We start from the raw sequence: 25,834 nt of genomic DNA, 5'->3' as shown, positions 1-25,834 counted from the left end.
GGAGAGGAGCGGGTACTTTTGTATAATTGCACAAAAAAATAAGGTGAAATGTCAGTAAAATCTTTTCCTTTTCACAATTCACAATCATTAGGTTATAATGATAGAATATAATTTATTCTACTTAATTAAGATAAAGTCAATTTTCAATAAAAGGTGATTCGATGGCAAATGAGCAGGTACTAACAGCTGAACAGGTACTCGAGAAAGCAAGTCAATATTTAGCAAATGAAGATATTGAGCTAGTGGCACGTGCCTATGGATATGCACGTGATGCGCATAGCGAACAATACAGAAAATCGGGTGAACCGTACATTATTCATCCAATTCAAGTTGCAGGTATTTTAGTTGATTTACACATGGATCCAGCTACGGTATCAGCAGGCTTCTTACATGATGTAGTGGAAGATACAGAAATTACATTAGAAGATATTGAACGGGAATTTAATAAAGAAATTGCTATGCTTGTCGATGGTGTAACAAAGCTCGGAAAGATTAAATATAAATCTCATGAGCAACAACAAGCAGAAAACCATCGCAAAATGTTTATTGCAATGGCTCAAGATATTCGAGTTATTTTAATTAAACTAGCTGATCGTCTTCATAACATGCGTACATTGAAACATTTGCCTCAAGAGAAGCAGCGTCGCATTGCAAATGAAACGTTAGAAATCTTTGCACCTTTAGCACATAGACTCGGAATTAGTACTATTAAATGGGAGCTAGAGGATACGTCACTTCGCTATTTAAATCCACAGCAATACTATCGTATTGTAAATTTAATGAAGCGTAAACGTGCAGAGCGTGAAGAATATTTAGATGAAGTAATGACTGGTATTCGTGAGAAATTAAAAGAAGTTGCAATTCAACCTGAGATTTCTGGAAGACCAAAGCATATTTACAGTATTTATCGTAAAATGGCACTGCAAAATAAACAGTTCAATGAAATTTACGATTTATTAGCTGTACGTGTCGTTGTAAATAGTATTAAAGATTGTTATGCAGTACTTGGAATTATTCATACGTGCTGGAAGCCGATGCCAGGTCGTTTTAAAGATTATATTGCGATGCCGAAAGCGAATCTATATCAATCGCTTCATACGACTGTAATTGGCCCGAAAGGTGATCCGCTTGAAGTGCAAATTCGTACGAAAGAAATGCATGAGATTGCAGAATTCGGGATCGCGGCGCACTGGGCGTATAAAGAAGGAAAAACAGCAGAAACAACAGGTACATTAGAGAAGAAACTTACATGGTTCCGTCAAATATTAGAATGGCAAAATGAAGCTTCTAATGCAGAAGAGTTTATGGAGTCATTAAAAATTGATTTATTCTCTGACATGGTATTCGTCTTTACACCGAAAGGCGACGTAATGGAATTGCCACTTGGATCTGTTCCGATTGACTTTTCGTATCGCGTGCATTCGGAGATTGGAAATAAAACAATTGGTGCAAAAGTAAACGGGAAAATGGTGACGCTTGATTATAAATTAAAAACAGGTGACATCATTGAAATTTTAACATCGAAACATTCGTATGGGCCAAGTCAAGACTGGGTGAAACTTGCTCAAACATCTCATGCAAAAAACAAAATACGTCAATTCTTTAAGAAGCAACGTAGAGATGAAAATATTGAAAAAGGCCGTGAACTTGTTGAGAAAGAAGTGCGTAGCCTAGAGTATGAGATGAAAGAAGTGTTAGCTCCTGACAATTTAAAACGTGTTGCTGAAAAATTCAACTTTGCAAATGAAGAAGATATGTTTGCAGCAGTTGGATATAATGGCATCACTGCATCACAAATTGTTACGCGACTAACGGACAAGTTCCGTAAGCAACGTGAAGAAGAAGAGATTGTTGAAGTTAAAGAAGTTCGTAAACCGATGAAAATTCGAAAATGGGATTCTGGCGTTAAAGTAAGTGGTGCGGATAATTTATTAATTCGCTTATCAAAATGCTGTAACCCAGTACCGGGTGATGATATCGTTGGATATATTACGAAAGGCCGAGGCGTATCGATTCACCGCCGTGATTGTGTAAATGTTCATACAGAAGAAGCTGTAGAACGTTTATTAGAAGTAGAGTGGGAAGGTAGCCCTGAAAAAGAAATTGAGTATAACGTTGATATTGAAATTTCAGGTTACGATCGCCGTGGTTTATTAAATGAAGTATTGCAAGCTGTTACAGAGACGAAAACGTACATTTCGGCAGTTTCTGGTAGAAGTGACCGTAATAAGATGGCGACAATTAATATGTCAATCTCTATTCGTAACTTACAGCATTTGAAAAAAGTAGTAGAACGCATTAAACGTGTTCCAGAAATTTATGCAGTACGACGCATGATGCATTAATAGGGAGTGTAGAAAAGATGAGAGTTGTTTTACAACGATCAAAAGAAGCGTCTGTCACAGTAGACGGTGAGATCGTAGGACAAATTCCGTTCGGTTTAACATTACTAGTTGGCATTACGCATGAAGATACAGAAAAAGATGCAACTTACATTGCAGAAAAAATTGCGAACTTACGTATTTTTGAAGATGAGAGTGGAAAGATGAACCATTCTGTACTTGATGTAGAAGGACAAGTTCTATCAATTTCGCAATTCACATTATACGGAGATTGCCGCAAGGGAAGACGTCCAAACTTTATGGATGCTGCCAAACCTGACTATGCAGAGCGTTTATATGATTTCTTTAATGAGGAAGTTCGTAAGCAAGGATTGCATGTAGAAACAGGGAAGTTTGGAGCAATGATGGATGTTTCTTTAATCAATGATGGTCCGGTGACCTTAATTGTGGATAGTAAATAGTGTTGCTTAAAAAGAGAGGATTATATAATCCTCTCTTTTTTATACTTTATTGTATATTTTGTTCATTTATCTCGCTATTTGTGGGAGATCAACTGCCTATAAAAGCCTGATTAGTGAGGGTTAATAATGAATCATAATGGACAAAACCCCTATTCATTAAAGTTTCACTTTATTTGGAATCAATAGCTGTTTCAGTTATGTATAACTCTTTCATCAATATGGAACAATAAAAAGTAAAACATCTATATTGAATGTGAGGGATATACGTATGCGTATGAATGAAAAAGGGCATTCTGTTACAAATGGTGCAAATCAACTGTTTAACGTAAATTTTCATGATTTTATTTCAAAAGAGCAAAACAATACTTCAATGGAGCTTGCTTCTGAGTTTGGGATTTCTCTTCAAGATGTAAAGCGTCTAAAGAAGCAGATTGAACGCTCTTAGAGTACTTGACAATCCTACTCAACAAACGTATAGTAATTTTATATTTACATATGAATATAACCGTTGATAGAGAAGAGTAAATGAGACACACATGGAAAGAGAAGAAATGTCTTAGGCTGAAAACATTTCTGCATGATGACTGATTGAATGACACTCTAGAGGTTTCAACTTGAACGGCATATATGCTTAGTAGGGATGAACGCACATTTAAGCGTTATTAAAAAAGTGGAAGCATACGTGCTTCAATTAGGGTGGCACCACGGGTATAATACTCTCGTCCCTACTGTTCAAACAGTAGAGGCGGGAGTTTTTTTATTTTTATTAAGATTAAAACAATTTGAGGAGGAACTGAATATGTCTATTCAAATCCCACGCGGAACGCAAGATATTCTTCCAGGTAGCGTTGAGTTATGGCAGTATATCGAAGGGCAAGCACGCGAAATTTGCCGTCGTTACAACTATAAAGAAATTCGTACACCAATTTTTGAACACACGGAGCTATTTTTACGTGGTGTTGGTGATACGACAGATATCGTACAAAAAGAAATGTACTCATTCCAAGATCGTGGAGAGCGCAGTTTAACATTACGTCCAGAAGGTACTGCACCTGTTGTACGTTCTTACGTTGAAAACAAAATGTTCGGTGATGCAACACAACCAACGAAATTATACTATATCGGTCAAATGTTCCGTTACGAAAGACCACAAGCAGGTCGCTATCGTCAATTCGTACAATTTGGTATTGAAGCAATCGGTAGTAACGATCCTGCAATTGATGCAGAAGTAATTGCACTTGCTGTAGAGTTTTACCGCGGCATGGGCTTGAAAAATATTAAAGTTGTATTAAACAGTTTAGGTGATGCAGCCAGCCGTCAAGCGCACCGTGATGCGTTAATCGCACACTTTGAGCCACGTATCGGCGAGTTCTGTTCTGACTGTCAATCTCGTTTAGAAAAGAACCCTCTTCGTATTTTAGATTGTAAGAAGGACCGTAACCATGAATTAATGGGAACAGCACCATCTATTACAGAATACTTAAACGAAGATTCGGCAGTATACTACGACAAAGTTCAAGAATTATTAACGATGATGGATGTTCCGTTTGAAAAAGATCCGAACTTAGTACGTGGTTTAGACTACTATCAACACACTGTTTTTGAAATCATGAGTGAGGCAGAAGGTTTCGGTGCTATCACTACATTAAGCGGCGGCGGCCGTTATAACGGGCTTGTACAAGAAATCGGTGGACCAGAAATGCCAGGTATTGGTTTTGCGATGAGTATCGAACGTTTAATTATGGCGCTAAAAGCTGAAAACATCGAATTACCAATTGAACATAGTATTGATTGCTATGTTGTAGCGCTTGGTGAAAAAGCGAAAGACCATGCTGCAAAAGTTGCGTTTGATCTTCGTAAAGCTGGATTATCAGTTGAAAAAGATTATTTAGACCGCAAAATGAAAGCACAATTTAAATCAGCAGATCGTCTAAAGGCGAAATTTGTAGCTGTATTAGGGGAAGATGAGCTAGATAAAGGTATCATTAACTTGAAAAATATGGCAACAGGCGAACAAGAAGAAGTAGCATTAGATGTATTTGCTTCATACGTAGCAGAGAAATTAATATAGGGGGAACTTACAGTGGCTGAAAGAACACATGCATGTGGAAAAGTAACAGTAGAAGCAGTTGGACAAACAGTTCAATTAAAAGGTTGGGTACAAAAACGCCGTGATTTAGGTGGATTAATCTTTATAGACTTACGCGACCGTACAGGTATCGTGCAAGTTGTATTTAACCCAGAAACATCAAAAGAAGCGTTAGAAATAGCAGAAACTATTCGTAGTGAATACGTATTGCACGTAGAAGGTACAGTTGTTGAGCGTGGTGAAGGCGCAATTAATGACAATATGGCAACGGGTCGTATTGAAGTACAAGCAACGAAAGTAAACGTATTAAATGCAGCAAAAACAACGCCAATCATTATTGCTGATGATACAGATGCATCAGAAGATGTGCGTTTAAAATATCGTTATTTAGACTTACGTCGTCCTGCAATGTTTAACACATTCAAAATGCGTCACGATGTAACGAAAACAATTCGTAACTTCTTAGACACAGAAGAGTTCTTAGAAGTAGAAACACCAATTTTAACGAAGAGCACACCAGAAGGAGCTCGTGACTATTTAGTACCAAGTCGTGTACATGATGGTGAATTCTATGCGTTACCACAGTCTCCACAATTATTTAAACAGCTTCTTATGGTCGGTGGATTTGAGCGTTACTATCAAGTAGCACGTTGTTTCCGTGACGAAGATTTACGTGCAGACCGTCAACCAGAATTCACGCAAATCGATATCGAAGCTTCATTCTTAACGCAAGATGAAATTTTAGATATGATGGAGCGCATGATGACGAAAGTTATGAAGGATGCAAAAGGTGTAGAAGTGAGTGCACCATTCCCTCGTATGAAATATGCTGATGCAATGGCTCGTTACGGTTCTGATAAGCCAGATACACGCTTTGAAATGGAACTAACAGACCTATCTGAATTTGCAGTAGGTTGTGGTTTTAAAGTATTTACAAGTGCTGTAGAAAGTGGCGGACAAGTAAAAGCAATTAATGCAAAAGGTGCTGCGAGCAAATATTCTCGTAAAGATATCGATGCATTAACTGAATTCGTGAAAGTATACGGTGCAAAAGGTCTAGCTTGGCTTAAAGTGGAAGAGGACGGCTTAAAAGGACCGATTGCAAAATTCTTCGGTGAAGAAGATGCAAACGTGTTAATGACTACGTTAGAAGCTACCGCTGGTGACTTATTACTATTCGTAGCAGATAAGAAAAGCGTTGTTGCAGATAGCTTAGGTGCACTTCGTTTACGTCTAGGTAAAGAGCTTGAGTTAATTGACGAAAGTAAATTTAACTTCCTATGGGTAACGGATTGGCCACTTCTTGAGTACGATGAAGATGCAGATCGTTACTTCGCGGCTCACCACCCATTCACAATGCCATTCCGTGAAGATGTTGAGTTATTAGAAACGGCACCAGAAAAAGCACGTGCACAAGCATATGACCTTGTATTAAACGGTTATGAGCTTGGTGGTGGATCACTTCGTATTTACGAGCGTGACGTACAAGAAAAAATGTTCAAAGCACTTGGATTCTCACAAGAAGAAGCACAAGAGCAATTCGGATTCTTATTAGAAGCATTCGAATATGGTACTCCACCACACGGCGGTATCGCATTAGGTTTAGACCGTCTTGTTATGTTACTTGCAGGCCGTACGAACCTTCGCGACACAATTGCATTCCCGAAAACAGCAAGCGCAAGCTGCTTATTAACAGAAGCTCCAAGCCCAGTTGCAGAAGCTCAGCTTGAAGAGCTAAGCTTAAAATTGAGCGTGAAAGAAGAGAAGTAAGAGAAGTAAAAATAAGGTCTAGATGGTTATACTAATACCATCTAGACTTTTTTAATGGATAATTGAGAGAAGAGGTAAAGCGCGGTTTACACTATGCTTTCCTTCTCGAAATATGTATTTTTAGGAATTCTATAACTTTTTCTATACAAATAGTCGGAAAAACGCTAGAATACATGATAGACCATTTTTGTAATAGGAGTGTAGAGCTGAATGTTACATCAATTTTCACGTAATGAATTAGCCTTCGGTAAAGAAGGACTTGAAATATTAAAAAATAGTACAGTCGGTATTTTAGGAATTGGCGGCGTAGGGTCATTTTCGGCAGAGGCGTTAGCACGTTCTGGCGTAGGACGTCTCGTATTAGTTGATAAAGATGTTGTAGATATTACAAACGTAAACCGTCAAATTCACGCGTTAGTATCTACTGTAGGACGTTCAAAAGTAGAATTAATGAAAGAGCGTATCGCAGACATTAATCCAGAGTGTGAAGTAATTGGACTAGAAATGTTTTATACTGATGAAACATATGAAGAGTTCTTCAAACATGGATTGGATTTCGTAGTAGATGCATCTGATACGATTACGTTCAAAATTCATTTAATTAAACAGTGCTTACGTCGAAAAATTAAAATTATCTCATGCATGGGTGCAGCAAATAAAATGGACCCAACTCGTTTCCGTATTGCGGACATCTCTAAAACACATACAGATCCAATTGCGAAAGTAATTCGTACGAAGCTTCGTAAAGATGGTATTAAAAAAGGTGTAAAAGTTGTCTTCTCTGACGAAAACCCAATCGTAATTCGTGAAGAAGTACGTAAAGAAATCGTACCAGACGAAAATGCAAAAATTCGTAAAGCGAAATTACCACCTTCATCAAATGCATTCGTACCATCTGTGGCAGGCCTAATTATGGCAAGTCACGTTGTACGTGAACGTATTAAAAACGTTGAAGTGAAGCGTGTAGGACAAGAATAAAGTAAAAGCATGTATCCATTTCGGATATATGCTTTTTTATATGTATTAAAGAAATATGGATATTTGCAATACTAATAATTCGAATGTAAGTAATCCTAATAAAGAATAATCGTATTTATCCGACTTATAGGCGGAAGTCTTTTTTAAACTCTGAATGGTAAAAAGTCCTAATGTTAGAACCAGAATACCGAGTGTTATTTTGAAGACTATTAATGAAATAGCGACCATCTCCTTTCAAACATATATCTTTATAGCAACATTCAAGTGAGGAATATCCAATTATTACCTGACGTTTCTTTGTGTGAATTTGAGGTTTATTGTTGTTAATTTTTGCTGATAAATCTATGTAACTTTATTTAACAATATATTTTTACCGAAAAAAAAAGATGCCACACAGTCAGAAACCCCGACTAGGTGACATCCTTTTTAATTTTCTGCAGAATATATAATATCTAAATTTCCATTTTGATCTGTCTTGAAAATTGGAGCGATCTGTTCTTCTTGTTCTTCAACTGAAACGAGTTTTCGAGCACGGTCCATAATTCTAACAAGCATTGCGTAATCTTCTTCGATTGCTTGTTGTTTTTTTGAGAGTACCGCTAATTTTGCTTCAAGTTCATGATTTGTTTTTTGCAGGGAAGTGAGCTGAGCTTGTAATACATCATTTTCAGTTTGTAACTTTGCGAGTGAAGGATTATTGTGCTCCAAGTTTTGCAAAAATGAAATGACACTTTGCATGGTAAGATCCTGTTTACTTAGCGTAATATCTTCAGAAAACTCGGCATCGATTACGAGTTGTTTCGTTTTCGTGAAATGCTCTTTTTCTATTTTAGCTTCAGAGCGTTTTAATTCTTTCCGTTGTTTTTTTGCAAGTTGCACCGCATCTTCGTAATTCGGTCGTACTTCAGCATTCCATCTAAAGCCGCAAGCTGCGGAAGTACGGTTCAATGTATCGCCGACTTCATCGAATGCTTTTATTTGTGTGCTACCGCTGCGAATATGTCGTAAAACAGTTTCTGCTAAAAGGAGATCGTCTTCTTTTGTCCATGCATCTTGACGTGTTTTCATAAGCGAAGCCTCCATAATGGTGACGTTTTCGCTTATGTTACCCTTTATTTTTCGTTTTATTCGAACTTTGTAATCTTTCATATACAGTAGAAAGTACTTGCTCAAATTTCCCTGTCGTTTTCGGTTTATAATATTGTTTGTTTTTTATTTTATCAGGTAAGTATTGTTGTTGTACCCAGCCATTTGGATGGTCGTGTGGGTATAAGTATCCAATGCCTCTTCCAAGTGATTCTGCGCCTTTGTAATGACTATCTTTTAAATGACTTGGAATGTCGCCTGTTTGACCGTTGCGTAAATCGTGTAAGGCAGCATCAAGTGCTTTATAAGCTGAGTTTGACTTTGGTGATAAGCAAAGCTCGATAACAGCATTTGCAAGTGGTATGCGTGCCTCCGGGAATCCAACTCGTTCCGCTGATTCTATAGCTGCTAGTGTACGCGGTCCGGCTTGTGGGCTAGCAAGTCCGATATCTTCATATGCCATAATAAGAAGACGTCTACCAATGCTTTGTAAATCACCAGCTTCAATAAGACGTGCTAAATAATGAAGTGCTGCATTTACATCACTTCCGCGCACCGATTTTTGAAATGCCGATAATACGTCATAATGAGCATCACCGCCTTTGTCGTGAACGAAGCTCTTTTTTTGCAAGCATTCTTCTGCAATTTCTAGCGTAATTACCGCAGCTTTTTCGTCCGTTGTAAAGCTAGATAAAACAGCTAGTTCAAGTGCATTATAAGCAGAACGCATGTCTCCACCAGATGCATTTGCAAAGTGATGTAATGCTTCAGGCGTAACCGTTACATCATATTTACCGAGACCTTTTTCTTTATCTTCAAGTGCTCGTTTTAAGCCAATTAAAAGATCCTCTTCTGTTAATGCGTGTAATTCGAAGATTTGACAACGACTTCGAATAGCAGAATTAATAGCATGGAACGGATTACTCGTTGTTGCACCGATTAAGGTAAGGAGTCCGCTTTCTAAATGAGGTAATAGAAAATCCTGTTTTGCTTTATCTAGACGGTGTACTTCATCTAAAATTAAAACGAGGTGTCGATGCATCTTTGCTTCTTGTACGACAACTTCCATATCTTTTTTATTATGAGTAACAGCGTTTAATAGGCGAAAAGGGGTTCCAGTACTTCCTGCAATTGCGCTCGCAATGGATGTTTTTCCTGTGCCTGGAGGGCCGTATAAAATCATAGATTGAAAATGATTTGCTTGGACCATTCGCCATAAAATTTTTCCTTCACCAACTAAATGTTGTTGTCCGATAATTTCTTGAATATTTGTAGGGCGCATTCGATGTGCGAGTGGCTGTTTCATTTTTACCGTCTCCCTTAATGTATAATCTCTTTCTATCGTATCATTTTTTTTAGTGGAATTTGAAATAGGATGCTGTTTTGTGGGAAAAATGAATATAAATATTTTCATTTTTCTTTCAATTGTAATAATTTCCGAGTTTTTCAATGTGATTTTATGTTATCATTTTGATACACAAGTTGAAATTTCTTATAATACTATATTATGCTATAATTTCATAGGATTTTAAATTGTGTTCTTTTATAAATAAGATATAACCAATAGAAGTGAAAATTTGAAAAGAGGTGCAAAATAGATGAAGATTTCAACGAAAGGCCGCTACGGCTTAACAATTATGATCGATCTTGCAAAAAAGTTTGGTGAAGGTCCAATTTCCTTAAAATCAATTGCGCAGGCACATGATTTATCGGAACATTACTTAGAGCAATTAATTTCACCACTTCGTAACGCTCGTCTAGTAAAGAGTACGCGTGGGGCATATGGCGGATATGTATTGTCTGATCAGCCAGCTAACATTACAGCTGGGGATGTAATCCGTGTATTAGAGGGTCCGATTAGTGTTGTAGAAATGATAGAAGAAGAGGAACCGGCACAACGCCAATTATGGATGCGTGTTCGTGATGCGGTGCAAGAAGTATTAGATAGTACAACGTTAGAAGATTTAGTACGTTATGAGGAAGAAAATCACGGGGGCTATATGTTTTACATTTAATTCCTTGTGAAACGATTTGGAAAGAAGGAGATTTAATGGAACGCATTTACTTAGATCATGCTGCGACATCTCCGACTCACCCAGAAGTGGTCGAAAAGATGATTCCATATATGACAGAAACATTCGGGAACCCGTCTAGTATTCACTTTTATGGACGTCAAACGCGCCATGCAGTAGATGAGGCGAGACGCGCGGGTGCACGTAGCATTCATGCGAATCCGAATGAAATTATATTTACGAGCGGTGGTACAGAAGCTGATAATTTAGCACTTATAGGTGTAGCACGTGCGAACCGTCATAAAGGTAACCATATTATAACGACGCGAATTGAACATCATGCAATTTTGCATACGTGTGAATTGTTAGAGCGCGAAGGGTTTGAAGTGACATATTTACCTGTCGATGAAACAGGACGCGTTCAAGTTTCTGACATACAAAATGCATTAACAAAAGAGACGATTCTCGTATCCGTTATGTTTGGGAATAATGAAGTCGGGACGATGCAACCAATCGCGGAAATAGGGAAGTTGCTAAAAGAGCATCAAGCTTATTTTCATACAGATGCGGTACAAGCTTACGGATTAGTAGAAATAGATGTGAAAGAGTTCGGCATTGATTTATTATCGATTTCAGCTCATAAAATTAATGGACCAAAAGGTGTAGGGTTCCTATACGCTGGTGCAAATGTGAAATTTGAACCGTTATTAATAGGCGGGGAGCAAGAAAGAAAACGCCGTGCTGGTACTGAAAATGTACCGAGTATCGTTGGTTTGCAACATGCAATTTTGCTAGCTGAAAAAACTCGTGAGCAAAAAAATGCCCAATATGAAGAGTTTAAAGATATAATGGTATCTGTCTTCAAAAATGAAGACATTACTTTCGAGGTAAACGGAAACTTAGAATATCGCTTACCACATGTGCTTAATATCAGTTTTACAGGAATGAACATTGAACCGTTCCTTGTGAACTTAGACTTAGCTGGCATTGCAGTGTCAAGTGGTTCGGCGTGTACAGCTGGTTCGATTGATCCATCACATGTATTAGTAGCGATGTTCGGAAAAGACTCCGATCAAATACGTTCATCCGTACGCTTTAGTTTCGGACTTGGAAATACGAAAGAGCAAATTGAGAAAGCGGCGTACGAAACAGTGAAAATCGTGAAGCGATTAACACAAAATTAGCATGGGAGGTGACATGATGAACAAACTACCTCAAGAAACACGCGTTGTCATCGGGATGTCCGGTGGCGTCGATTCATCTGTAGCAGCTCTTTTATTAAAAGAGCAAGGTTATGATGTAATCGGAATTTTTATGAAAAACTGGGATGATACAGATGAGAATGGTGTCTGCACAGCAACAGAAGATTACAATGATGTAATTGAAGTGTGTAACCAAATTGGCATTCCATATTATGCAGTAAACTTTGAAAAACAATACTGGGATAAAGTATTTACGTACTTCCTAGATGAGTACCGAGCTGGTCGTACACCGAACCCAGATGTAATGTGTAATAAAGAAATTAAATTTAAAGCATTTTTAGAGCATGCGATTGCGCTTGGTGCTGATTATGTAGCGACAGGTCATTATGCACGCGTTGCTTATATGGACGGCGAATATAAAATGCTTCGCGGCGTTGATGATAATAAAGACCAAACGTATTTCTTGAATCAATTAAGCCAAGAGCAATTATCAAAAACATTGTTCCCGTTAGGTGAATTAAAGAAACCGCAAATTCGTGAAATGGCGACAGAAGCTGGTTTAGCGACAGCGGCGAAGAAAGATAGTACTGGTATTTGCTTTATCGGTGAGCGTAACTTTAAAGATTTCTTAAGCAACTATTTACCAGCGCAACCAGGTGTGATGCAAACATTATCTGGTGAAGTGAAAGGGAAGCATGACGGTTTAATGTACTATACAATTGGACAACGTCATGGCCTTGGTATTGGTGGTAACGGTGATCCGTGGTTTGCTGTTGGGAAAAATTTGAAAGAAAACATTTTATATGTTGATCAAGGATTCCATAACGAACTTCTATATGGTGATGAAGTTATTGCTACGAATATCGGCTGGGTAAGTAATGAAGCGAAAGAAAAAGAATTTAAGTGCACAGCGAAATTCCGTTATCGTCAAGAAGACAATAAAGTAACGGTTCAAATCGTTGATGAAAATACAGTTCGTATTCTTTGTGACGAGCCAATTCGTGCAATTACACCAGGACAAGCAGTTGTTTTCTATGATGGAGATGAGTGCTTAGGCGGTGCTACAATTGATGAAGTATATCGTAGTGGTAAGAAATTGGATTATTTAGGATAAAATGAGAAGCCTCTGCCGATTAGCGGTTAGAGGTTTCTTTTACATAAAGCGAATTTTCGTTCGCTTGGAAAATACATTCTTTGTTATAATTTGTTGTAGAGGTGAAGGACATGTCAAACAAACTTGAAACAGGTATTCAATATATGCAAGAAGGAAACTGGGAAGAAGCTGCTAAAAATTTCACAGAAGCAATCGAAGAAAATCCGAAAGATGCGCTTGGGTACATTAATTTTGCGAACTTATTAGATGCACTAGGTGATAGTGAAAGAGCAATTTTATTTTATAAACGGGCATTAGAATTAGATGATAAATCTGCGGCTGCTTATTATGGATTAGGAAATGTGTATTACGGTCAAGAGCAATTTACAGAGGCAAAGGCTGTATTTGAACAAGCGATGCAAGCGGGATTACAATCAGCTGATGTAACATTTATGTTAGGTATTACACATGTGCAACTTGGAAATGATCGTCTTGCACTGCCGTTTTTACAAAGAGCAACAGAATTAGATGAAAACGATGTAGAAGCTGTGTTCCAGTGCGGACTTTGCTTTGCACGTTTAGAACATATTCAAGAGGCGAAACCTTATTTTGAAAAGGTATTAGAAATGGATGAAGAGCATGCAGATGCGTATTATAATTTAGGTGTTGCGTATGTATTTGAAGAAAATAACGAGAAGGCTCTTACTTTATTTAAGAAAGCAACTGAAATTCAGCCAGATCACTTTTTAGCTGGTAATGGTGTTCGTTTATTGGAGCAAGAAGCTGAATAAGATGAAAATATAGTTTAATGGGTAGTTATCCCTCATCTAAATAGGTGGGGGATGTACTGCTCATTAAAGTGAAACGAACCGGAAAGGAGAGGAAAGATGGGAAATCAACATGCAATGGATTTGTTTGAGGAAGAGAAAAAGTTTATAAAAGCGCAAGTTCTTCATACCATTTTCCACAACGAAGAAAACCTCTATTCCGTTGTCAGTATGAAAGTCATTGAGACGAATGAAACGTACGATGAAAAAAAAGTGATGATAAACGGTCATTTTCCCCGCATGCATGAAGATGAAGTGTTTACATTGACAGGGCATTTTAAAGACCATCCGAAGTATGGGAAACAATATTTAGTTGAAACGTTTAAGAAAGAATTGCCACAAACAAAAGCTGGTATGGTGCAATATTTAGCGAGTGATTTATTTAAAGGGATAGGAAAGCGTACAGCTGAAAAAATTGTGGATCATCTTGGGGAACATGCCATTTCTAAAATTATGGATGATCCGGATGCGTTAAATGGTGTTGTCAATAAGCAAAAAGCGCAAGAAATATATGAGACAATTGTTGAACATCAAGGATTAGAGAAAGTAATGAGTTTTTTAAATGGTTACGGTTTTGGAACGAAGCTTTCTATTAAGATTTACCAGCAATATAAAGAGATGACATTAGAAGTGATTCGTAATAATCCATATCAGCTTATTGAAGAAGTGGACGGGATTGGTTTTGGACGAGCGGATGATATAGGACGTGCGTTAGGGATGTCAGGTAATCATGATGACCGTGTACGTGCGGGATGTTTTTATACGTTAGAGAATGTTTCACTGCAGCTCGGCCATGTTTATATGGGGAAAGATCAACTTGTAAGAGAAACGATGTCACTTTTAAATAATCAAGAAGGTAGAGTGACTGAGGAAGATATTATAGGTTGTGTTGAAATGATGCAAAGTGAAGGGAAAGTCATCATTGAAGAAGAACGAGTGTATTTAGCGTCGTTATTTTACTCTGAAAAAGGTGTTGTAAAGTCTATTCGCAGGCTTATGAATCAAGAGGAAACCCCTTCATTTCCTGAAGCAGAAGTGTTAAAGACGTTAGGTGAAATTGAAGAACAGCTGAAGGTGCAGTATGCACCTTTTCAGCAAGAAGCAATTCAAACGGCACTTCATAAGCCGATGATGTTATTGACAGGTGGACCAGGAACGGGGAAAACAACAGTTATTAAAGGAATTGTTGAAATGTACGCATCCTTGCATGGTGTATCATTAAATCCGAATGAATACAGTGATGATAATCCATTTCCGATATTATTAACGGCTCCAACAGGAAGAGCAGCGAAGCGAATGAGTGAATCTACCGGGCTCCCTGCTTGTACAATTCATCGTCTGCTTGGTTGGACGCCAGAAGGGTCTTTCCAGCGTAATGAAACCGATCCAGTTCAAGGGAAGTTACTCATTATTGATGAGTTTTCGATGGTAGATATTTGGCTTGCAAATCAGCTGTTTAAATCATTGCCGACTAATATTCAAGTTATCGTTGTAGGTGATGAAGATCAATTACCATCTGTAGGACCTGGACAAGTGTTGAAAGATTTATTGAATGCAGGTGCAGTTCCAACAGTAAAGCTTACTGAAATTTATCGTCAAGCGGAAGGCTCATCTGTTATTCAACTCGCTCATGCGATAAAAAATGGAACGCTCCCGCCAGATTTAGCGCAAAATCAAAAAGATCGTTCATTTATCGGCTGTACAGGAGCTCAAATTGTTGAGGTTGTTAAGAAGGTTTGTGAAAATGCTAAGACAAAAGGGTTTAGCGCAAGAGATGTACAAGTACTGGCCCCGATGTACCGTGGACCTGCCGGCATTAATGTACTAAACGAAGCGTTGCAAGAAGTGTTTAATCCGAAAAGGGAAAAGAGTAAAGAAATTGCTTACGGTGATGTTGTATACCGAAGAGGCGATAAAGTACTGCAACTCGTTAATCAGCCGGAGAGCCAAGTGTTTAATGGTGATATCGGAGAAATTGTTTCGGTGTTTTATGCGAAAGAAAATGTTGAGCAACAGGACATGATTATCGTTTCATTTGATGGAATCGAAGTAACGTATACAAAGCCGGATTTAAATCAAATTACCCATGCATATTGCTGCTCGATTCATAAATCACAAGGTAGTGAATTTCCAATAGTTATTATGCCGATTGTAAAGAGCTACTACCGTATGTTACGTCGCAATTTAATTTACACGGGCATTACAAGGAGTAAGAAATTCCTTATTATTTGTGGGGAGGAAGCGGCTTTTCAATCCGGTGTAAATCGCCTTGATGATGCAATGCGTCAAACGACTTTAGCTGGTCGTTTGCAAGAATCACAAGGAGAAGTACAGATGGTAACAGTTAATGGCGAAGAAATGGACGTGGAAAACATTTCACCGTATGATTTCATGTAACAAGGTGAAATTATATAGTGAAACTTTCAAACGTATAACGTTGAAAGGCTCCAGCAATGTATAAATGAATGCGGTTTGGACATAATGGCGAATAGAATCTGGGAGACTGTAAGGAGATGAAAGCCATATGTTCATTTGTCCAAATTGCAAAGGGAAAGACATTGGGAAAATAGGTGTCAACCAATTTTATTGCTGGAATTGTTATATCGAATTATCGGTTTCAAAGGGGAAAATCCATACACATCAAGTAGAGGAAGATGGTTCATTAAGCTCTCTTGATGATTTATTTGATGAGAACGAAAGAACGATCGGATAACGAAAAGGGGGATTTACTTTGAATCTACGCAATTCATTAATCGCATTAGGTGTTGGAGCTGCAGCATATCAATATGCTCGCAAGCAAGATGTATTTTCAAAACGCAATATGAAAAAAGCACGTAAGATGATTAAATCTTATCTATAAGCGTAAAAAACTCCCTTCATCATAAGGGAGTTTTTTTATGCACTTGTATGCAAATATAAAAGTCCGATTTCAGAGAAGAGATAAGATAGGCCGTAACATCCAACGCCAAGCATTCCGTAATGAAATAATTGCTTCGCCCTTTCTTTTCGTGAGGAACGAATAAAGAAACCTTTCCAAATACCAAATCCGATACAAACCCATTCAAGAATCATAAAAAGTGCTGATAATACGAGCATAAATAAAACCATTATGAGCCCTCCTGATTATATTGTTTCATGCTGCGTTCTCAGGGGTGGTTGTCCTTATTATGTTATGTATATGTACGTCTTTACAAAACAGTATGGTCTGCACGAAAAGATTTTAAAACTTTTGCACATAACCTAACCTATTTATTTTCAAAATAAAGGTGGAGGAGGTTTTTCGTGTGAAGAATCTTAAAATCATTTGGATATATCGTTTAGGGTTATTGTTACTTGTATTTCTTTGTTTGCTTGTCTTTTTAAAAATTAAGCCGCTATGGGCACCGATTATCTTTGTATTTAAAGTGGCAATTACACCGTTTCTTATTGCGTGTTTTATTGCGTATTTATTGCATCCTTTAATTGAAAAAATTCATAAAGAAGGGATGCCGCGCACACTCGCTATTTTGCTTATTTACATCCTTTTCTTTGGTGGGATTGGTTATGGAATTTATAAAGGAACGCCAATTGTTATTAAGCAATTACAAGAGATTAATGAACAATTTCCGCAGTTTACAAAAATGTATGATTCTTGGATGGATGGCGTTACGGAACAAACAGCGAACTTCCCGTCCTTTATTCATGAAAAGGTGAAACAAATTTTTGGTGGAGTAGAAACGAAGATACAATCACTTTTAAATAAAGTGATGAGCACAGCCCGTGGCGTATTGGACTCGTTGCTTATTATTTTTTTAATACCGTTCATTGTATTTTACATATTAAAAGATTACGGTGAGTTTTATAATATTTTTTGGAAACTAGTCCCGAGTAAGTGGCGTAGTACAGGGCAAATGCTGGCGAAAGAAATTGATAAGTCACTCGGAAGTTATATTCGAGGACAGTTATTTGTTTGCTTAGTATTAGGGGGAGTATCTGTTCTTTCTTTTTGGTTTATCGGTATGAAATATCCATTATTACTCGGCATTATTATTGGGGTAACGGATATAATCCCGTACTTCGGTCCTATTTTAGGGGCGATTCCGACATTGATGATTGCGGCAACGGTATCAACGAGTTTACTCATTAAGGCGGGAATTACGATTGCTATTTTGCAATTTTTGGAAAGTAACATTTTATCACCTTACATCGTTGGTAAGTCACTTCGTATGCATCCTGTTATTATTATGCTTGCATTATTAGTTGGGGGAGAAGTGGCAGGAATTGTAGGGTTATTAATATCAGTTCCTGTTTTAGCGGTCATTCGTACGGTGATCGTTCATGTAAGGCCTCTTTGGAAAAAAGAAGATGTGTAATATGATAGCCCTCTGCTTATAAAAGTAGAGGGCTATCATTATTTAGAGAGTTGCTCGTGTATTTGTTGAACGAGAGAGCTTACATCATTTGTTTGAATATGTTTTATTTTTTTTCATTCATTATCGTACATAAATATAATTTGATTGCTGAAAAGACGCTTTTGCACTTTTAGATTAGAAATGTTTGCAAAAGAGTACTCTTCAAATATTGGGTTCTTACTTACATCTGGTCCATAAAAGAAGAGCCGTTTGTTTGTTAAAATTAACAGTCCTGGTCTTGCAACGGAACGATAAATAAATATATTTAATGAACATGCAGTGTAAAATAATATCGTTTCGTCAGTCGTTAATATGTTTTTAGCCTTGTTCAATAAAGTTGTCATTTTGCTCGCTCCTTTATTATTGATAATTTAATTATAACAAAAATATAATATTCCGAAAAAAATATAGAGGTAGTACAATTTATTAATAAATGCATAATATATGGAAAGGCTGTTAAGAATGAATAGTAGAATAACTATGGTTAATGCAATATAAATGATTATCTACATTGACAAACTTAAGAGAATTCTATTATATTTAGTCATATAATACATTAAATCAATGACGGAAAAAGTACGTTACAGTCCATTTATAGAGAGAAGCTTCCATATGGCTGAAAGAAGCTTTAAATGAAGGGTAACAGAAAGCTAATCCTGAGAGCAGCTAATCACTGCCGTCTTGCCACGTTACGGCACCATGAGGTGATGAATTGATTGTTATAATAATCAATTCATAATTAGGGTGGTATCGCGAGTTAACTCTCGTCCCTTTTATAGGGGCGGGAGTTTTTTATATTTAAGGAGGAAAATACAATGAAACAACTAACAGGCGCACAAATTCGTCAAATGTTTTTAGACTTTTTCCAAGAAAAAGGACATGCAGTAGAACCTAGTGCATCACTAGTTCCGCATGAAGATCCATCTCTGTTATGGATTAACAGTGGTGTAGCGACATTAAAAAAATATTTTGATGGACGTGTAATCCCGCAAAATCCACGTATTACAAATGCTCAAAAATCAATTCGTACAAACGATATTGAAAACGTAGGGAAAACAGCTCGTCACCATACATTCTTTGAAATGTTAGGAAACTTCTCAATCGGTGATTACTTTAAAGAAGAAGCAATTACTTGGGCTTGGGAATTCTTAACGAGCGACAAATGGATCGGATTCGATAAAGAATTACTATCAGTTACAATCCATCCAGAAGATGAAGAAGCATTCACAATTTGGAATGAAAAAATGGGTGTTCCAAAAGAGCGCATCATCCGTTTAGAAGAAAACTTCTGGGATATCGGTGAAGGACCAAGCGGACCGAATACAGAGATTTTCTATGACCGCGGAGAAGCTTACGGTAATGACTTTAGTGACCCAGAATTATATCCAGGCGGAGAAAACGAGCGTTACTTAGAAGTATGGAACCTTGTATTCTCTCAATTTAACCATAATCCAGACGGTTCATATACACCGCTTCCTAAGAAAAACATCGATACAGGGATGGGTCTAGAGCGTATGACATCTATCGTTCAAGATGTACCTACAAACTTTGACACAGACTTATTCATGCCGATGATTGGCGCAACAGAATCAATTTCTGGTGAGAAGTATCGTAATGGTGACTTAGAAAAAGATATGGCGTTTAAAGTAATTGCCGACCATATCCGTACAGTAACATTTGCTGTAGGTGACGGTGCTCTTCCATCTAACGAAGGCCGTGGTTATGTATTACGTCGTTTATTACGCCGCGCGGTTCGTTATTCGAAGAAATTAAACATCAACCGTCCATTCATGTTTGAATTAGTGCCGGTTGTTGGAGAAGTAATGAAAGACTTCTACCCAGAAGTACTTGAAAAGAAAGATTTCATCGCAAAAGTTGTGAAAAACGAAGAAGAGCGTTTCCATGAAACACTTCATGATGGGGAAGCAATTTTAGCTGAAGTTATCACAAAAGCAAAAGAAGAAAAAACAACTGTTATTTCTGGAGTAGATGCGTTCCGTCTATATGACACATACGGTTTCCCGATTGAATTAACTGAAGAATATGCAGAAGAAGCTGGTATGACAGTTGATCAGGAAGGCTTTGAAAGTGAAATGGAAAAACAACGTGAGCGCGCACGTGCAGCTCGTCAAGACGTTGATTCTATGCAAGTTCAAGGCGGTGTCCTTGGAGAAGTGAAAGTAGCGAGCGAGTTCGTTGGTTACGGTACAGTTGCAACAGAAAGTAACGTTGTTGCACTTGTGAAAAACGGCGAATACACAGATAGCTTACAAGCTGGTGAAGAAGGGCAATTAATGCTTGATGTAACACCATTCTATGCTGAGAGCGGTGGACAAATTGCAGACCGTGGTTATCTTCTTGCTGACGGCGTGAAAGTACTTGTAAAAGACGTACAAAAAGCACCAAATGGTCAAAACTTACACAAAGTTGTTGTTGAAGAAGGTACATTAACGAAAGATGCGGCTGTGAAAGCTATTATCGACACGAAAAACCGCAGTAGCGTTGTGAAAAACCATACAGCAACTCACTTACTACACCAAGCATTAAAAGATGTACTTGGAACGCATGTTAACCAAGCAGGTTCTCTTGTAACTTCTGAACGTTTACGCTTTGATTTCTCTCACTTCGGTCAAGTACAAGCTGACGAATTAGAAAAAATTGAGCGTATGGTAAACGAGAAAATTTGGGAAAGTATTGATGTTGAGATTTCTCAAAAAGCAATTGAAGAAGCGAAAGAAATGGGCGCAATGGCATTATTCGGTGAAAAATATGGTGATGTTGTACGCGTTGTACAAGTAGGCGATTACAGCTTAGAGCTTTGCGGTGGTTGTCACGTTGATAACACAGCTTCAATCGGTATTTTCAAAATCGTTGCTGAGTCTGGTATCGGTGCAGGAACGCGTCGTATTGAAGCAGTAACTGGTAAATCTGCATACGAATTAATGAACGATCAAGTAGGTTTATTAAAAGAAGCAGCAGGAAAAATGAAAACAAATCCGAAAGATATTTTAACAAGAGTGGATGGTTTATTTGCTGAAGTAAAACAACTTCAAAAAGAAAACGAATCTCTTGCTGCAAAATTAAGCAATATTGAAGCTGGAAACTTAACTGATTCAGTAATGACAGTTGATGGAGTAAACGTATTAGCAGCGAAAGTAAACGTTGCAGATATGAACAACTTACGTACGATGATGGATGACCTGAAAAATAAATTAGAGTCTGCAGTTGTCGTATTAGCGTCTGTAAATGATGATAAAGTAAACATCTTAGCTGGCGTAACGAAAGATTTAATTAGCCAAGGTTACCATGCTGGTAAACTTGTGAAAGAAGTAGCTTCTCGTTGTGGCGGCGGCGGTGGTGGCCGTCCTGACATGGCTCAAGCAGGTGGTAAAAACCCAGCGCAAGTTGAGGAAGCTTTAGCATTTGTACAAGAGTACGTTAAATCTGTTTCAAAATAAAGAGATAGTAGTGTACAATGGTAGGGAGAGGAGAAGTTCTTCTCCCTATACTTACTATATAAGTGAGGTGCTTGAAATGGACGGTTTTGATAAAACAATGAAGTTTAGCATTCAAGATGAAAAACAGAGTGTCCATGTAAATGATGTACTTTTAACTGTGTATGATGCACTTCAAGAAAAAGGCTATAATCCGATTAACCAAATCGTCGGTTATTTATTAAGTGGAGACCCAGCATACATACCTCGCCATAAAGATGCACGAAGCATCATTCGCAAGCTTGAACGTGATGAGTTAATTGAAGAGCTTGTGAAGTCGTACTTGAAACATCATCGTGAGGAGTAGTTTATGCGGATATTAGGTTTAGATGTAGGTACAAAAACAGTCGGAGTTGCAATGAGCGACGAAATGGGCTGGACAGCGCAAGGGCTGGAAACAATCAGGATTAACGAAGAACGAGGCCACTTTGGTTTTGACCGTATTTCTGAGTTAGTAAAGCAGTACAATGTGGACAAAATAGTAGTAGGTTTACCTAAAAATATGAATGGTACAATTGGCCCACGTGGTGAAGCGTGCCAGCAATTTGCAGAAAACCTGCGAAATCTGTTACAATTAGAAGTTGTAATGTGGGACGAGCGTTTGTCAACGATGGCAGCGGAACGTCTGCTCATTTCAGCTGATGTGAGTCGTAAGAAGCGAAAACAGGTAATCGATAAGATGGCTGCAGTCGTAATCTTACAAGGGTTTTTAGATAGTAAATAAGAGGTGACCAAAATGGAAGAAAATCAAATTACAATTGTAGACGAAAAAGGTAACGAACATTTATGTGAAATTATTTTCACTTTTGATGCTGAAAAATTCGGCAAAAAATCATACGTAGTCTTCTCTCCAATCGGTGAAGTAGACGAAGATGGAGACCAAATTTATGATGCAATGGCTTATGAGCAAAATGAAGAAGAGGGCGGAAGTTTACTTCCAATCGAATCTGAAGAAGAGTGGGAAATGGTACAAGAAATGTTCAACACTCTAGCTGATGAGCAAGAAGCTGAATAATAAGTACTGAAAAGGTGGACGACATATAGTCCATCTTTTTTTATATGTAAAATGAAAGATTTTTTGTCGAAACTGTGTAATCCTTTGTAGTATAATGAGACGGATTGTAGAAAAATAAAGTGTCTATCTAAAAAAGATAAATAATTTTATTGTGTTTTTATATCGTGTTGTGTAGAAAGATATACATACGGTCTACAATTTAATTGAGGAGGAAGAGTGTTGATAGAGAATCAAGTGAAAAAAAAGCGTAGACGTCTTTTTTTATTTTCGATTATTGCACTGCTTTTAGTTTGTGGTTCAGTCTATGCGTATATTTCATCCGCATTAGGACCAGTTGATAGCGGGAATAAAAAAGAGGTTGAAGTAGAAATTCCAAAAGGATCATCTACTAGTAAAATTGGTGAGATTTTAGAAGAAAAAGGTGCTGTGAAAAACGGTACAGTTTTTAGTTTTTATACAAAGGCTAAATCGAAAAATTTACAAGCGGGTACATATTTATTAAATCCTTCAATGAGTGCCTCAGATGTTATTGAACAAATGTCATCTGGTAATGTACATCGTCCAGCTCTTTATAAAGTGACGATAAAAGAAGGTGCACAAGTAACTGAAATTGCAGAAACGGTTGCAAACGAATTAAAGTGGAATAAAGATGATGTCGTACGTCAATTAAACGATAAAGCATTTATTCAAAAAATGCAGCAAAAGTATCCGAAGTTGTTAACGGATAAAATCTTTGATAGCAATATTAAATACCCATTAGAAGGTTATTTATATCCTGCGACGTACTCTTTCTATAAAAAAGATACGACGTTAGAAGAAATTATAATTCCAATGCTTGAGAAAACGAATGCAATCATTGTTCAAAACGAGGCGAAAATGAAAGCGAAAAACTGGGATGTTCATCAGCTTTTAACATTGTCTGCACTTATTGAAGAAGAGGCAACAGGCTTTACAGATCGTCAAAAAATCTCTAGTGTCTTTTATAATCGTTTGGAAAAAGGTATGCCCCTGCAAACTGATCCAACGGTATTATATGCACTTGGAAAGCATAAACAACGTGTATTATACGAAGATTTAAAGATAAACTCACCGTACAATACGTATGTTGTGAAAGGATTGCCAGTTGGTCCGATTGCAAACTCTGGTAAACATTCAGTGGAGGCGGCGTTAGAACCTGCGCAAACAGATTATTATTATTTCTTAGCTGCACCAACTGGTGAAGTGTACTATGCGAAAACATTGGAAGAGCATAATGCATTAAAGCAAAAATATATTACGAAAAAACAGTGAAATGGGGAGGGATAGCGAAAAAGGTCGCACATCCCTCTTTTTTGTGGTAAAATATATCGGGTTAAAAACTGGCAGAAGAATCGTTTTTAATATCAAAACGGGACGTACAAGCTAAGGGTGAAACTGGCTTGTATTTTTATTGCATTCTATGTGTGAAAAGACGTCATAGAGGCACTTCTCCATGTAAATAAGGAGGACCATTATGGAGGATGCAGTTAACGAGTACCTATTATCATTTATTGATCCAAAAGATAAATTAATTCTTGAAATGGAAGATTATGCGAAAGAAAATCATGTGCCGATTATGGATCGACTTGGAATGGAATTTATGTTGCAATTTTTACGTTTAATTGGACCAAAAAGCATTTTAGAGCTTGGTACAGCAATTGGTTATTCTAGTATTCGTATGATGCAAGCTATTCCAAATTCTCACATTGTGACAGTTGAACGCAATCGCGAGCGATATGAAAAAGCACTTGAATATATAGAATGTTCACCAGTTAAAGAGCGTATTTCCGTTATTTACGGTGATGCGTTAGAAACAGGCGAGCAAGTAGAAAAACATGGAACGTTTGACGTTATTTTTATTGATGCAGCAAAAGGACAATATCGTCGCTTTTTTGACTTATATGAACCGTTATTAAATTCTGGTGGCGTAATTATTTCAGATAATGTTATGTACCATGGCCTTGTAACGACAAAAGAGAAAATTGAAAACAGACGTACACGTGGTTTAATTCGTCGTATTAAGACGTACAATGAATGGCTTATGAACCATGAAGGATATGATACAACGATTTTCCCAATTGGTGATGGAGTAGCTGTTAGTAAAAAGAGAGGGTGACCAAGGTATGAAGAAACCTGAATTGTTAGTAACGCCAAAAGCAGTAGTGGATATCGAACCTCTTGCGAAAGCAGGAGCAGATGCGGTAATGATCGGTGAGCAAAAGTTCGGTTTACGTTTAGCAGGGGAATTTTCACGTGAAGATGTGAAACAAGCTGTGAAGATTGCGCATGAAAATGGTATAAAAGTATACGTAGCAATGAACGCTATGTTCCACAATGATAAAGTAGAAGAATTAACAGAATATGTTGCATTTTTAAACGAAGTAAGTGTAGATGCAATTGTTTTCGGAGATCCAGCAGTATTAATGGCGGTCCGAGAAGTAGCGCCAAATATGCAATTGCACTGGAATACAGAAACAACAGCAACAAACTGGTTTACTTGTAACTACTGGGGACAAAGAGGAGCAAAACGAGCTGTATTAGCTCGTGAGCTTAGCTTAGATGAAATTGTTGAATTAAAAGAAAATGCTGAAGTGGAACTTGAAGTACAAATTCACGGTATGACTTGTATGTTCCAATCGAAGCGTTCCTTAGTAGGAAACTACTTTGAGTATCAAGGACGTAATCTTGACATTGAAAAGAAAAAATATGAAGAGAATATGTTCTTATATGACCCAGAGCGTAACAATAAATATCCAATTTATGAAGATGAAAATGGTACTCACATTATGAGTCCAAACGATATTTGTTTCATCGATGAGTTAGAAGAACTAATTGACGCTGAAGTCGCTAGCTTAAAAGTTGATGGTGTACTAAAAAGCTCTGCATACATTATTGAGGTAACGAAGAAATATCGTAAAGCAATTGATTTATGTGTAGAAGATCGTGATGCGTATTATGACGTGAAAGACGATTTATATAAAGAGATAGAAGAAATGCAACCAGTAAATCGTCCGTTAGATACAGGATTCTTCTTTAAAGAGACGGTTTACTAAACG

At 37.5% G+C, this 25,834-nt stretch carries 24 protein-coding genes, 1 pseudogene and 2 other annotated features; of the genes and pseudogenes, 21 read left to right on the top strand and 4 right to left on the bottom strand.

What is annotated here, in order from left to right; genetic code table 11:
- The first annotated feature begins 161 nt into the window (after positions 1–161).
- From relA to MKX31_RS19970, 6 genes are all read left to right on the top strand, one after another.
- Complete coding sequence (gene relA, locus MKX31_RS19995) at positions 162–2,345, top strand: GTP diphosphokinase (RefSeq protein ID WP_064474715.1); 2,184 nt, start codon at positions 162–164, stop codon at positions 2,343–2,345.
- A gap of 17 nt (positions 2,346–2,362) precedes the next feature.
- Positions 2,363–2,803, top strand: coding sequence for a D-tyrosyl-tRNA(Tyr) deacylase (locus MKX31_RS19990; RefSeq protein ID WP_001266955.1), 441 nt, complete (start codon positions 2,363–2,365; stop codon positions 2,801–2,803).
- Positions 2,804–3,071: 268 nt separating this feature from the next.
- Positions 3,072–3,248 carry a hypothetical protein gene (locus MKX31_RS19985; RefSeq protein ID WP_001242605.1) on the top strand — a complete coding sequence of 59 codons (177 nt, stop codon included), beginning with the start codon at positions 3,072–3,074 and terminating at the stop codon, positions 3,246–3,248.
- A 54-nt stretch (positions 3,249–3,302) separates the two neighbouring features.
- Positions 3,303–3,533, top strand: a binding site (T-box leader).
- A 69-nt stretch (positions 3,534–3,602) separates the two neighbouring features.
- Positions 3,603–4,874: a histidine--tRNA ligase gene (hisS, locus tag MKX31_RS19980; RefSeq protein WP_088048145.1), complete on the top strand. Its 1,272-nt coding sequence runs from the start codon at positions 3,603–3,605 to the stop codon at positions 4,872–4,874.
- Between the two features lie 12 nt (positions 4,875–4,886).
- The gene (gene aspS, locus MKX31_RS19975) at positions 4,887–6,662 is read left to right on the top strand and encodes an aspartate--tRNA ligase (RefSeq protein WP_064474716.1); all 1,776 of its coding nucleotides are present in this window, start codon (positions 4,887–4,889) and stop codon (positions 6,660–6,662) included.
- Positions 6,663–6,872: 210 nt separating this feature from the next.
- Positions 6,873–7,640: a tRNA threonylcarbamoyladenosine dehydratase gene (locus tag MKX31_RS19970; RefSeq protein ID WP_000903181.1), complete on the top strand. Its 768-nt coding sequence runs from the start codon at positions 6,873–6,875 to the stop codon at positions 7,638–7,640.
- A gap of 426 nt (positions 7,641–8,066) precedes the next feature.
- Here the strand turns inward: MKX31_RS19970 and MKX31_RS19965 are convergent, their stop codons facing one another.
- Together MKX31_RS19965 and MKX31_RS19960 are read right to left on the bottom strand one after the other, a co-directional pair.
- Entirely contained in the window at positions 8,067–8,708 is a 642-nt protein-coding gene (locus tag MKX31_RS19965; protein WP_064474717.1) for an RsfA family transcriptional regulator, read from the bottom strand.
- Between the two features lie 37 nt (positions 8,709–8,745).
- Complete coding sequence (locus tag MKX31_RS19960) at positions 8,746–10,032, bottom strand: replication-associated recombination protein A (RefSeq protein ID WP_340981455.1); 1,287 nt, start codon at positions 10,030–10,032, stop codon at positions 8,746–8,748.
- Positions 10,033–10,324: 292 nt separating this feature from the next.
- Between MKX31_RS19960 and cymR the strand changes: the two genes are divergently transcribed.
- From cymR to MKX31_RS19925, 7 genes are all read left to right on the top strand, one after another.
- Positions 10,325–10,741, top strand: coding sequence for a cysteine metabolism transcriptional regulator CymR (cymR, locus tag MKX31_RS19955; RefSeq protein WP_000704116.1), 417 nt, complete (start codon positions 10,325–10,327; stop codon positions 10,739–10,741).
- A gap of 35 nt (positions 10,742–10,776) precedes the next feature.
- On the top strand, positions 10,777–11,922 hold the full coding sequence (locus MKX31_RS19950) for a cysteine desulfurase family protein (protein ID WP_064474719.1): 1,146 nt from the start codon (positions 10,777–10,779) through the stop codon (positions 11,920–11,922).
- A 16-nt stretch (positions 11,923–11,938) separates the two neighbouring features.
- Complete coding sequence (mnmA, locus tag MKX31_RS19945; protein ID WP_064474720.1) at positions 11,939–13,054, top strand: tRNA 2-thiouridine(34) synthase MnmA; 1,116 nt, start codon at positions 11,939–11,941, stop codon at positions 13,052–13,054.
- Positions 13,055–13,164: 110 nt separating this feature from the next.
- Positions 13,165–13,824, top strand: a complete 660-nt coding sequence (locus MKX31_RS19940; RefSeq protein WP_064474721.1) for a tetratricopeptide repeat protein — start codon at positions 13,165–13,167, stop codon at positions 13,822–13,824.
- A gap of 96 nt (positions 13,825–13,920) precedes the next feature.
- A complete protein-coding gene (recD2, locus tag MKX31_RS19935) occupies positions 13,921–16,257 on the top strand; it encodes an SF1B family DNA helicase RecD2 (protein WP_103655254.1) in 2,337 nt (778 codons plus the stop codon).
- Between the two features lie 127 nt (positions 16,258–16,384).
- Complete coding sequence (locus MKX31_RS19930) at positions 16,385–16,573, top strand: hypothetical protein (RefSeq protein WP_000469281.1); 189 nt, start codon at positions 16,385–16,387, stop codon at positions 16,571–16,573.
- A gap of 18 nt (positions 16,574–16,591) precedes the next feature.
- On the top strand, positions 16,592–16,720 hold the full coding sequence (locus MKX31_RS19925) for a YrzQ family protein (RefSeq protein ID WP_001053553.1): 129 nt from the start codon (positions 16,592–16,594) through the stop codon (positions 16,718–16,720).
- 35 nt (positions 16,721–16,755) lie between these two features.
- Here MKX31_RS19925 and MKX31_RS19920 read toward each other — a convergent pair whose 3' ends face one another.
- A complete protein-coding gene (locus MKX31_RS19920) occupies positions 16,756–16,968 on the bottom strand; it encodes a hypothetical protein (protein ID WP_000242555.1) in 213 nt (70 codons plus the stop codon).
- A gap of 176 nt (positions 16,969–17,144) precedes the next feature.
- Here MKX31_RS19920 and MKX31_RS19915 point away from each other — a divergent pair, with 176 nt between their 5' ends.
- Entirely contained in the window at positions 17,145–18,212 is a 1,068-nt protein-coding gene (locus MKX31_RS19915) for an AI-2E family transporter (RefSeq protein WP_064474723.1), read from the top strand.
- Positions 18,213–18,250: 38 nt separating this feature from the next.
- Here the strand turns inward: MKX31_RS19915 and MKX31_RS19910 are convergent.
- A pseudogene (locus tag MKX31_RS19910) lies at positions 18,251–18,595 on the bottom strand (PH domain-containing protein).
- A gap of 211 nt (positions 18,596–18,806) precedes the next feature.
- Positions 18,807–19,026 (top strand) — a binding site (T-box leader).
- A 40-nt stretch (positions 19,027–19,066) separates the two neighbouring features.
- On the opposite strand from MKX31_RS19910, the gene alaS reads away from it, so the two are divergent.
- The 7 genes from alaS (at position 19,067) to MKX31_RS19875 (ending at position 25,831) form a co-directional block, all read left to right on the top strand.
- Positions 19,067–21,709 (top strand): alanine--tRNA ligase, encoded by a 2,643-nt coding sequence (gene alaS, locus MKX31_RS19905; RefSeq protein WP_000811817.1) that lies wholly within the window; start codon positions 19,067–19,069, stop codon positions 21,707–21,709.
- A gap of 76 nt (positions 21,710–21,785) precedes the next feature.
- Complete coding sequence (locus MKX31_RS19900) at positions 21,786–22,052, top strand: IreB family regulatory phosphoprotein (RefSeq protein WP_000348590.1); 267 nt, start codon at positions 21,786–21,788, stop codon at positions 22,050–22,052.
- Between the two features lie 3 nt (positions 22,053–22,055).
- Positions 22,056–22,469, top strand: a complete 414-nt coding sequence (gene ruvX, locus MKX31_RS19895; protein ID WP_001221204.1) for a Holliday junction resolvase RuvX — start codon at positions 22,056–22,058, stop codon at positions 22,467–22,469.
- Positions 22,470–22,481: 12 nt separating this feature from the next.
- On the top strand, positions 22,482–22,760 hold the full coding sequence (locus MKX31_RS19890) for a DUF1292 domain-containing protein (RefSeq protein WP_000392246.1): 279 nt from the start codon (positions 22,482–22,484) through the stop codon (positions 22,758–22,760).
- A 219-nt stretch (positions 22,761–22,979) separates the two neighbouring features.
- A complete protein-coding gene (gene mltG / locus MKX31_RS19885; RefSeq protein WP_064474726.1) occupies positions 22,980–24,050 on the top strand; it encodes an endolytic transglycosylase MltG in 1,071 nt (356 codons plus the stop codon).
- A 202-nt stretch (positions 24,051–24,252) separates the two neighbouring features.
- Positions 24,253–24,894: an O-methyltransferase gene (locus MKX31_RS19880; protein ID WP_098111428.1), complete on the top strand. Its 642-nt coding sequence runs from the start codon at positions 24,253–24,255 to the stop codon at positions 24,892–24,894.
- A gap of 7 nt (positions 24,895–24,901) precedes the next feature.
- Positions 24,902–25,831 (top strand): peptidase U32 family protein, encoded by a 930-nt coding sequence (locus MKX31_RS19875; RefSeq protein WP_064474727.1) that lies wholly within the window; start codon positions 24,902–24,904, stop codon positions 25,829–25,831.
- Positions 25,832–25,834: the final 3 nt, after the last annotated feature.

The organism is Bacillus sp. FSL M8-0063 (assembly GCF_038005545.1).
GTDB classification, from domain to species: Bacteria; Bacillota; Bacilli; order Bacillales; family Bacillaceae_G; genus Bacillus_A; species Bacillus_A wiedmannii.
The sequence above is the reverse complement of the archived record's forward strand: the minus strand, read 5'-3'. Positions and strand labels throughout refer to the sequence as shown.

Bases quoted from the DNA above. Each gene is read 5' to 3' on its own strand.
- MKX31_RS19930 (WP_000469281.1), top strand. From the start codon at position 16,385: ATGTTCATTTGTCCAAATTGCAAAGGGAAAGACATTGGGAAAATAGGT.
- MKX31_RS19950 (WP_064474719.1), top strand. From the start codon at position 10,777: ATGGAACGCATTTACTTAGATCATGCTGCGACATCTCCGACTCACCCA.
- MKX31_RS19880 (WP_098111428.1), top strand. From the start codon at position 24,253: ATGGAGGATGCAGTTAACGAGTACCTATTATCATTTATTGATCCAAAA.
- ruvX (WP_001221204.1), top strand. From the start codon at position 22,056: ATGCGGATATTAGGTTTAGATGTAGGTACAAAAACAGTCGGAGTTGCA.
- MKX31_RS19965 (WP_064474717.1), bottom strand. From the start codon at position 8,708: ATGAAAACACGTCAAGATGCATGGACAAAAGAAGACGATCTCCTTTTA.
- MKX31_RS19875 (WP_064474727.1), top strand. From the start codon at position 24,902: ATGAAGAAACCTGAATTGTTAGTAACGCCAAAAGCAGTAGTGGATATC.
- MKX31_RS19920 (WP_000242555.1), bottom strand. From the start codon at position 16,968: ATGGTTTTATTTATGCTCGTATTATCAGCACTTTTTATGATTCTTGAA.
- MKX31_RS19990 (WP_001266955.1), top strand. From the start codon at position 2,363: ATGAGAGTTGTTTTACAACGATCAAAAGAAGCGTCTGTCACAGTAGAC.
- recD2 (WP_103655254.1), top strand. From the start codon at position 13,921: ATGGGAAATCAACATGCAATGGATTTGTTTGAGGAAGAGAAAAAGTTT.
- MKX31_RS19985 (WP_001242605.1), top strand. From the start codon at position 3,072: ATGCGTATGAATGAAAAAGGGCATTCTGTTACAAATGGTGCAAATCAA.
- MKX31_RS19900 (WP_000348590.1), top strand. From the start codon at position 21,786: ATGGACGGTTTTGATAAAACAATGAAGTTTAGCATTCAAGATGAAAAA.
- hisS (WP_088048145.1), top strand. From the start codon at position 3,603: ATGTCTATTCAAATCCCACGCGGAACGCAAGATATTCTTCCAGGTAGC.
- MKX31_RS19970 (WP_000903181.1), top strand. From the start codon at position 6,873: ATGTTACATCAATTTTCACGTAATGAATTAGCCTTCGGTAAAGAAGGA.
- MKX31_RS19940 (WP_064474721.1), top strand. From the start codon at position 13,165: ATGTCAAACAAACTTGAAACAGGTATTCAATATATGCAAGAAGGAAAC.
- alaS (WP_000811817.1), top strand. From the start codon at position 19,067: ATGAAACAACTAACAGGCGCACAAATTCGTCAAATGTTTTTAGACTTT.
- MKX31_RS19890 (WP_000392246.1), top strand. From the start codon at position 22,482: ATGGAAGAAAATCAAATTACAATTGTAGACGAAAAAGGTAACGAACAT.
- mnmA (WP_064474720.1), top strand. From the start codon at position 11,939: ATGAACAAACTACCTCAAGAAACACGCGTTGTCATCGGGATGTCCGGT.
- cymR (WP_000704116.1), top strand. From the start codon at position 10,325: ATGAAGATTTCAACGAAAGGCCGCTACGGCTTAACAATTATGATCGAT.
- MKX31_RS19960 (WP_340981455.1), bottom strand. From the start codon at position 10,032: ATGAAACAGCCACTCGCACATCGAATGCGCCCTACAAATATTCAAGAA.
- relA (WP_064474715.1), top strand. From the start codon at position 162: ATGGCAAATGAGCAGGTACTAACAGCTGAACAGGTACTCGAGAAAGCA.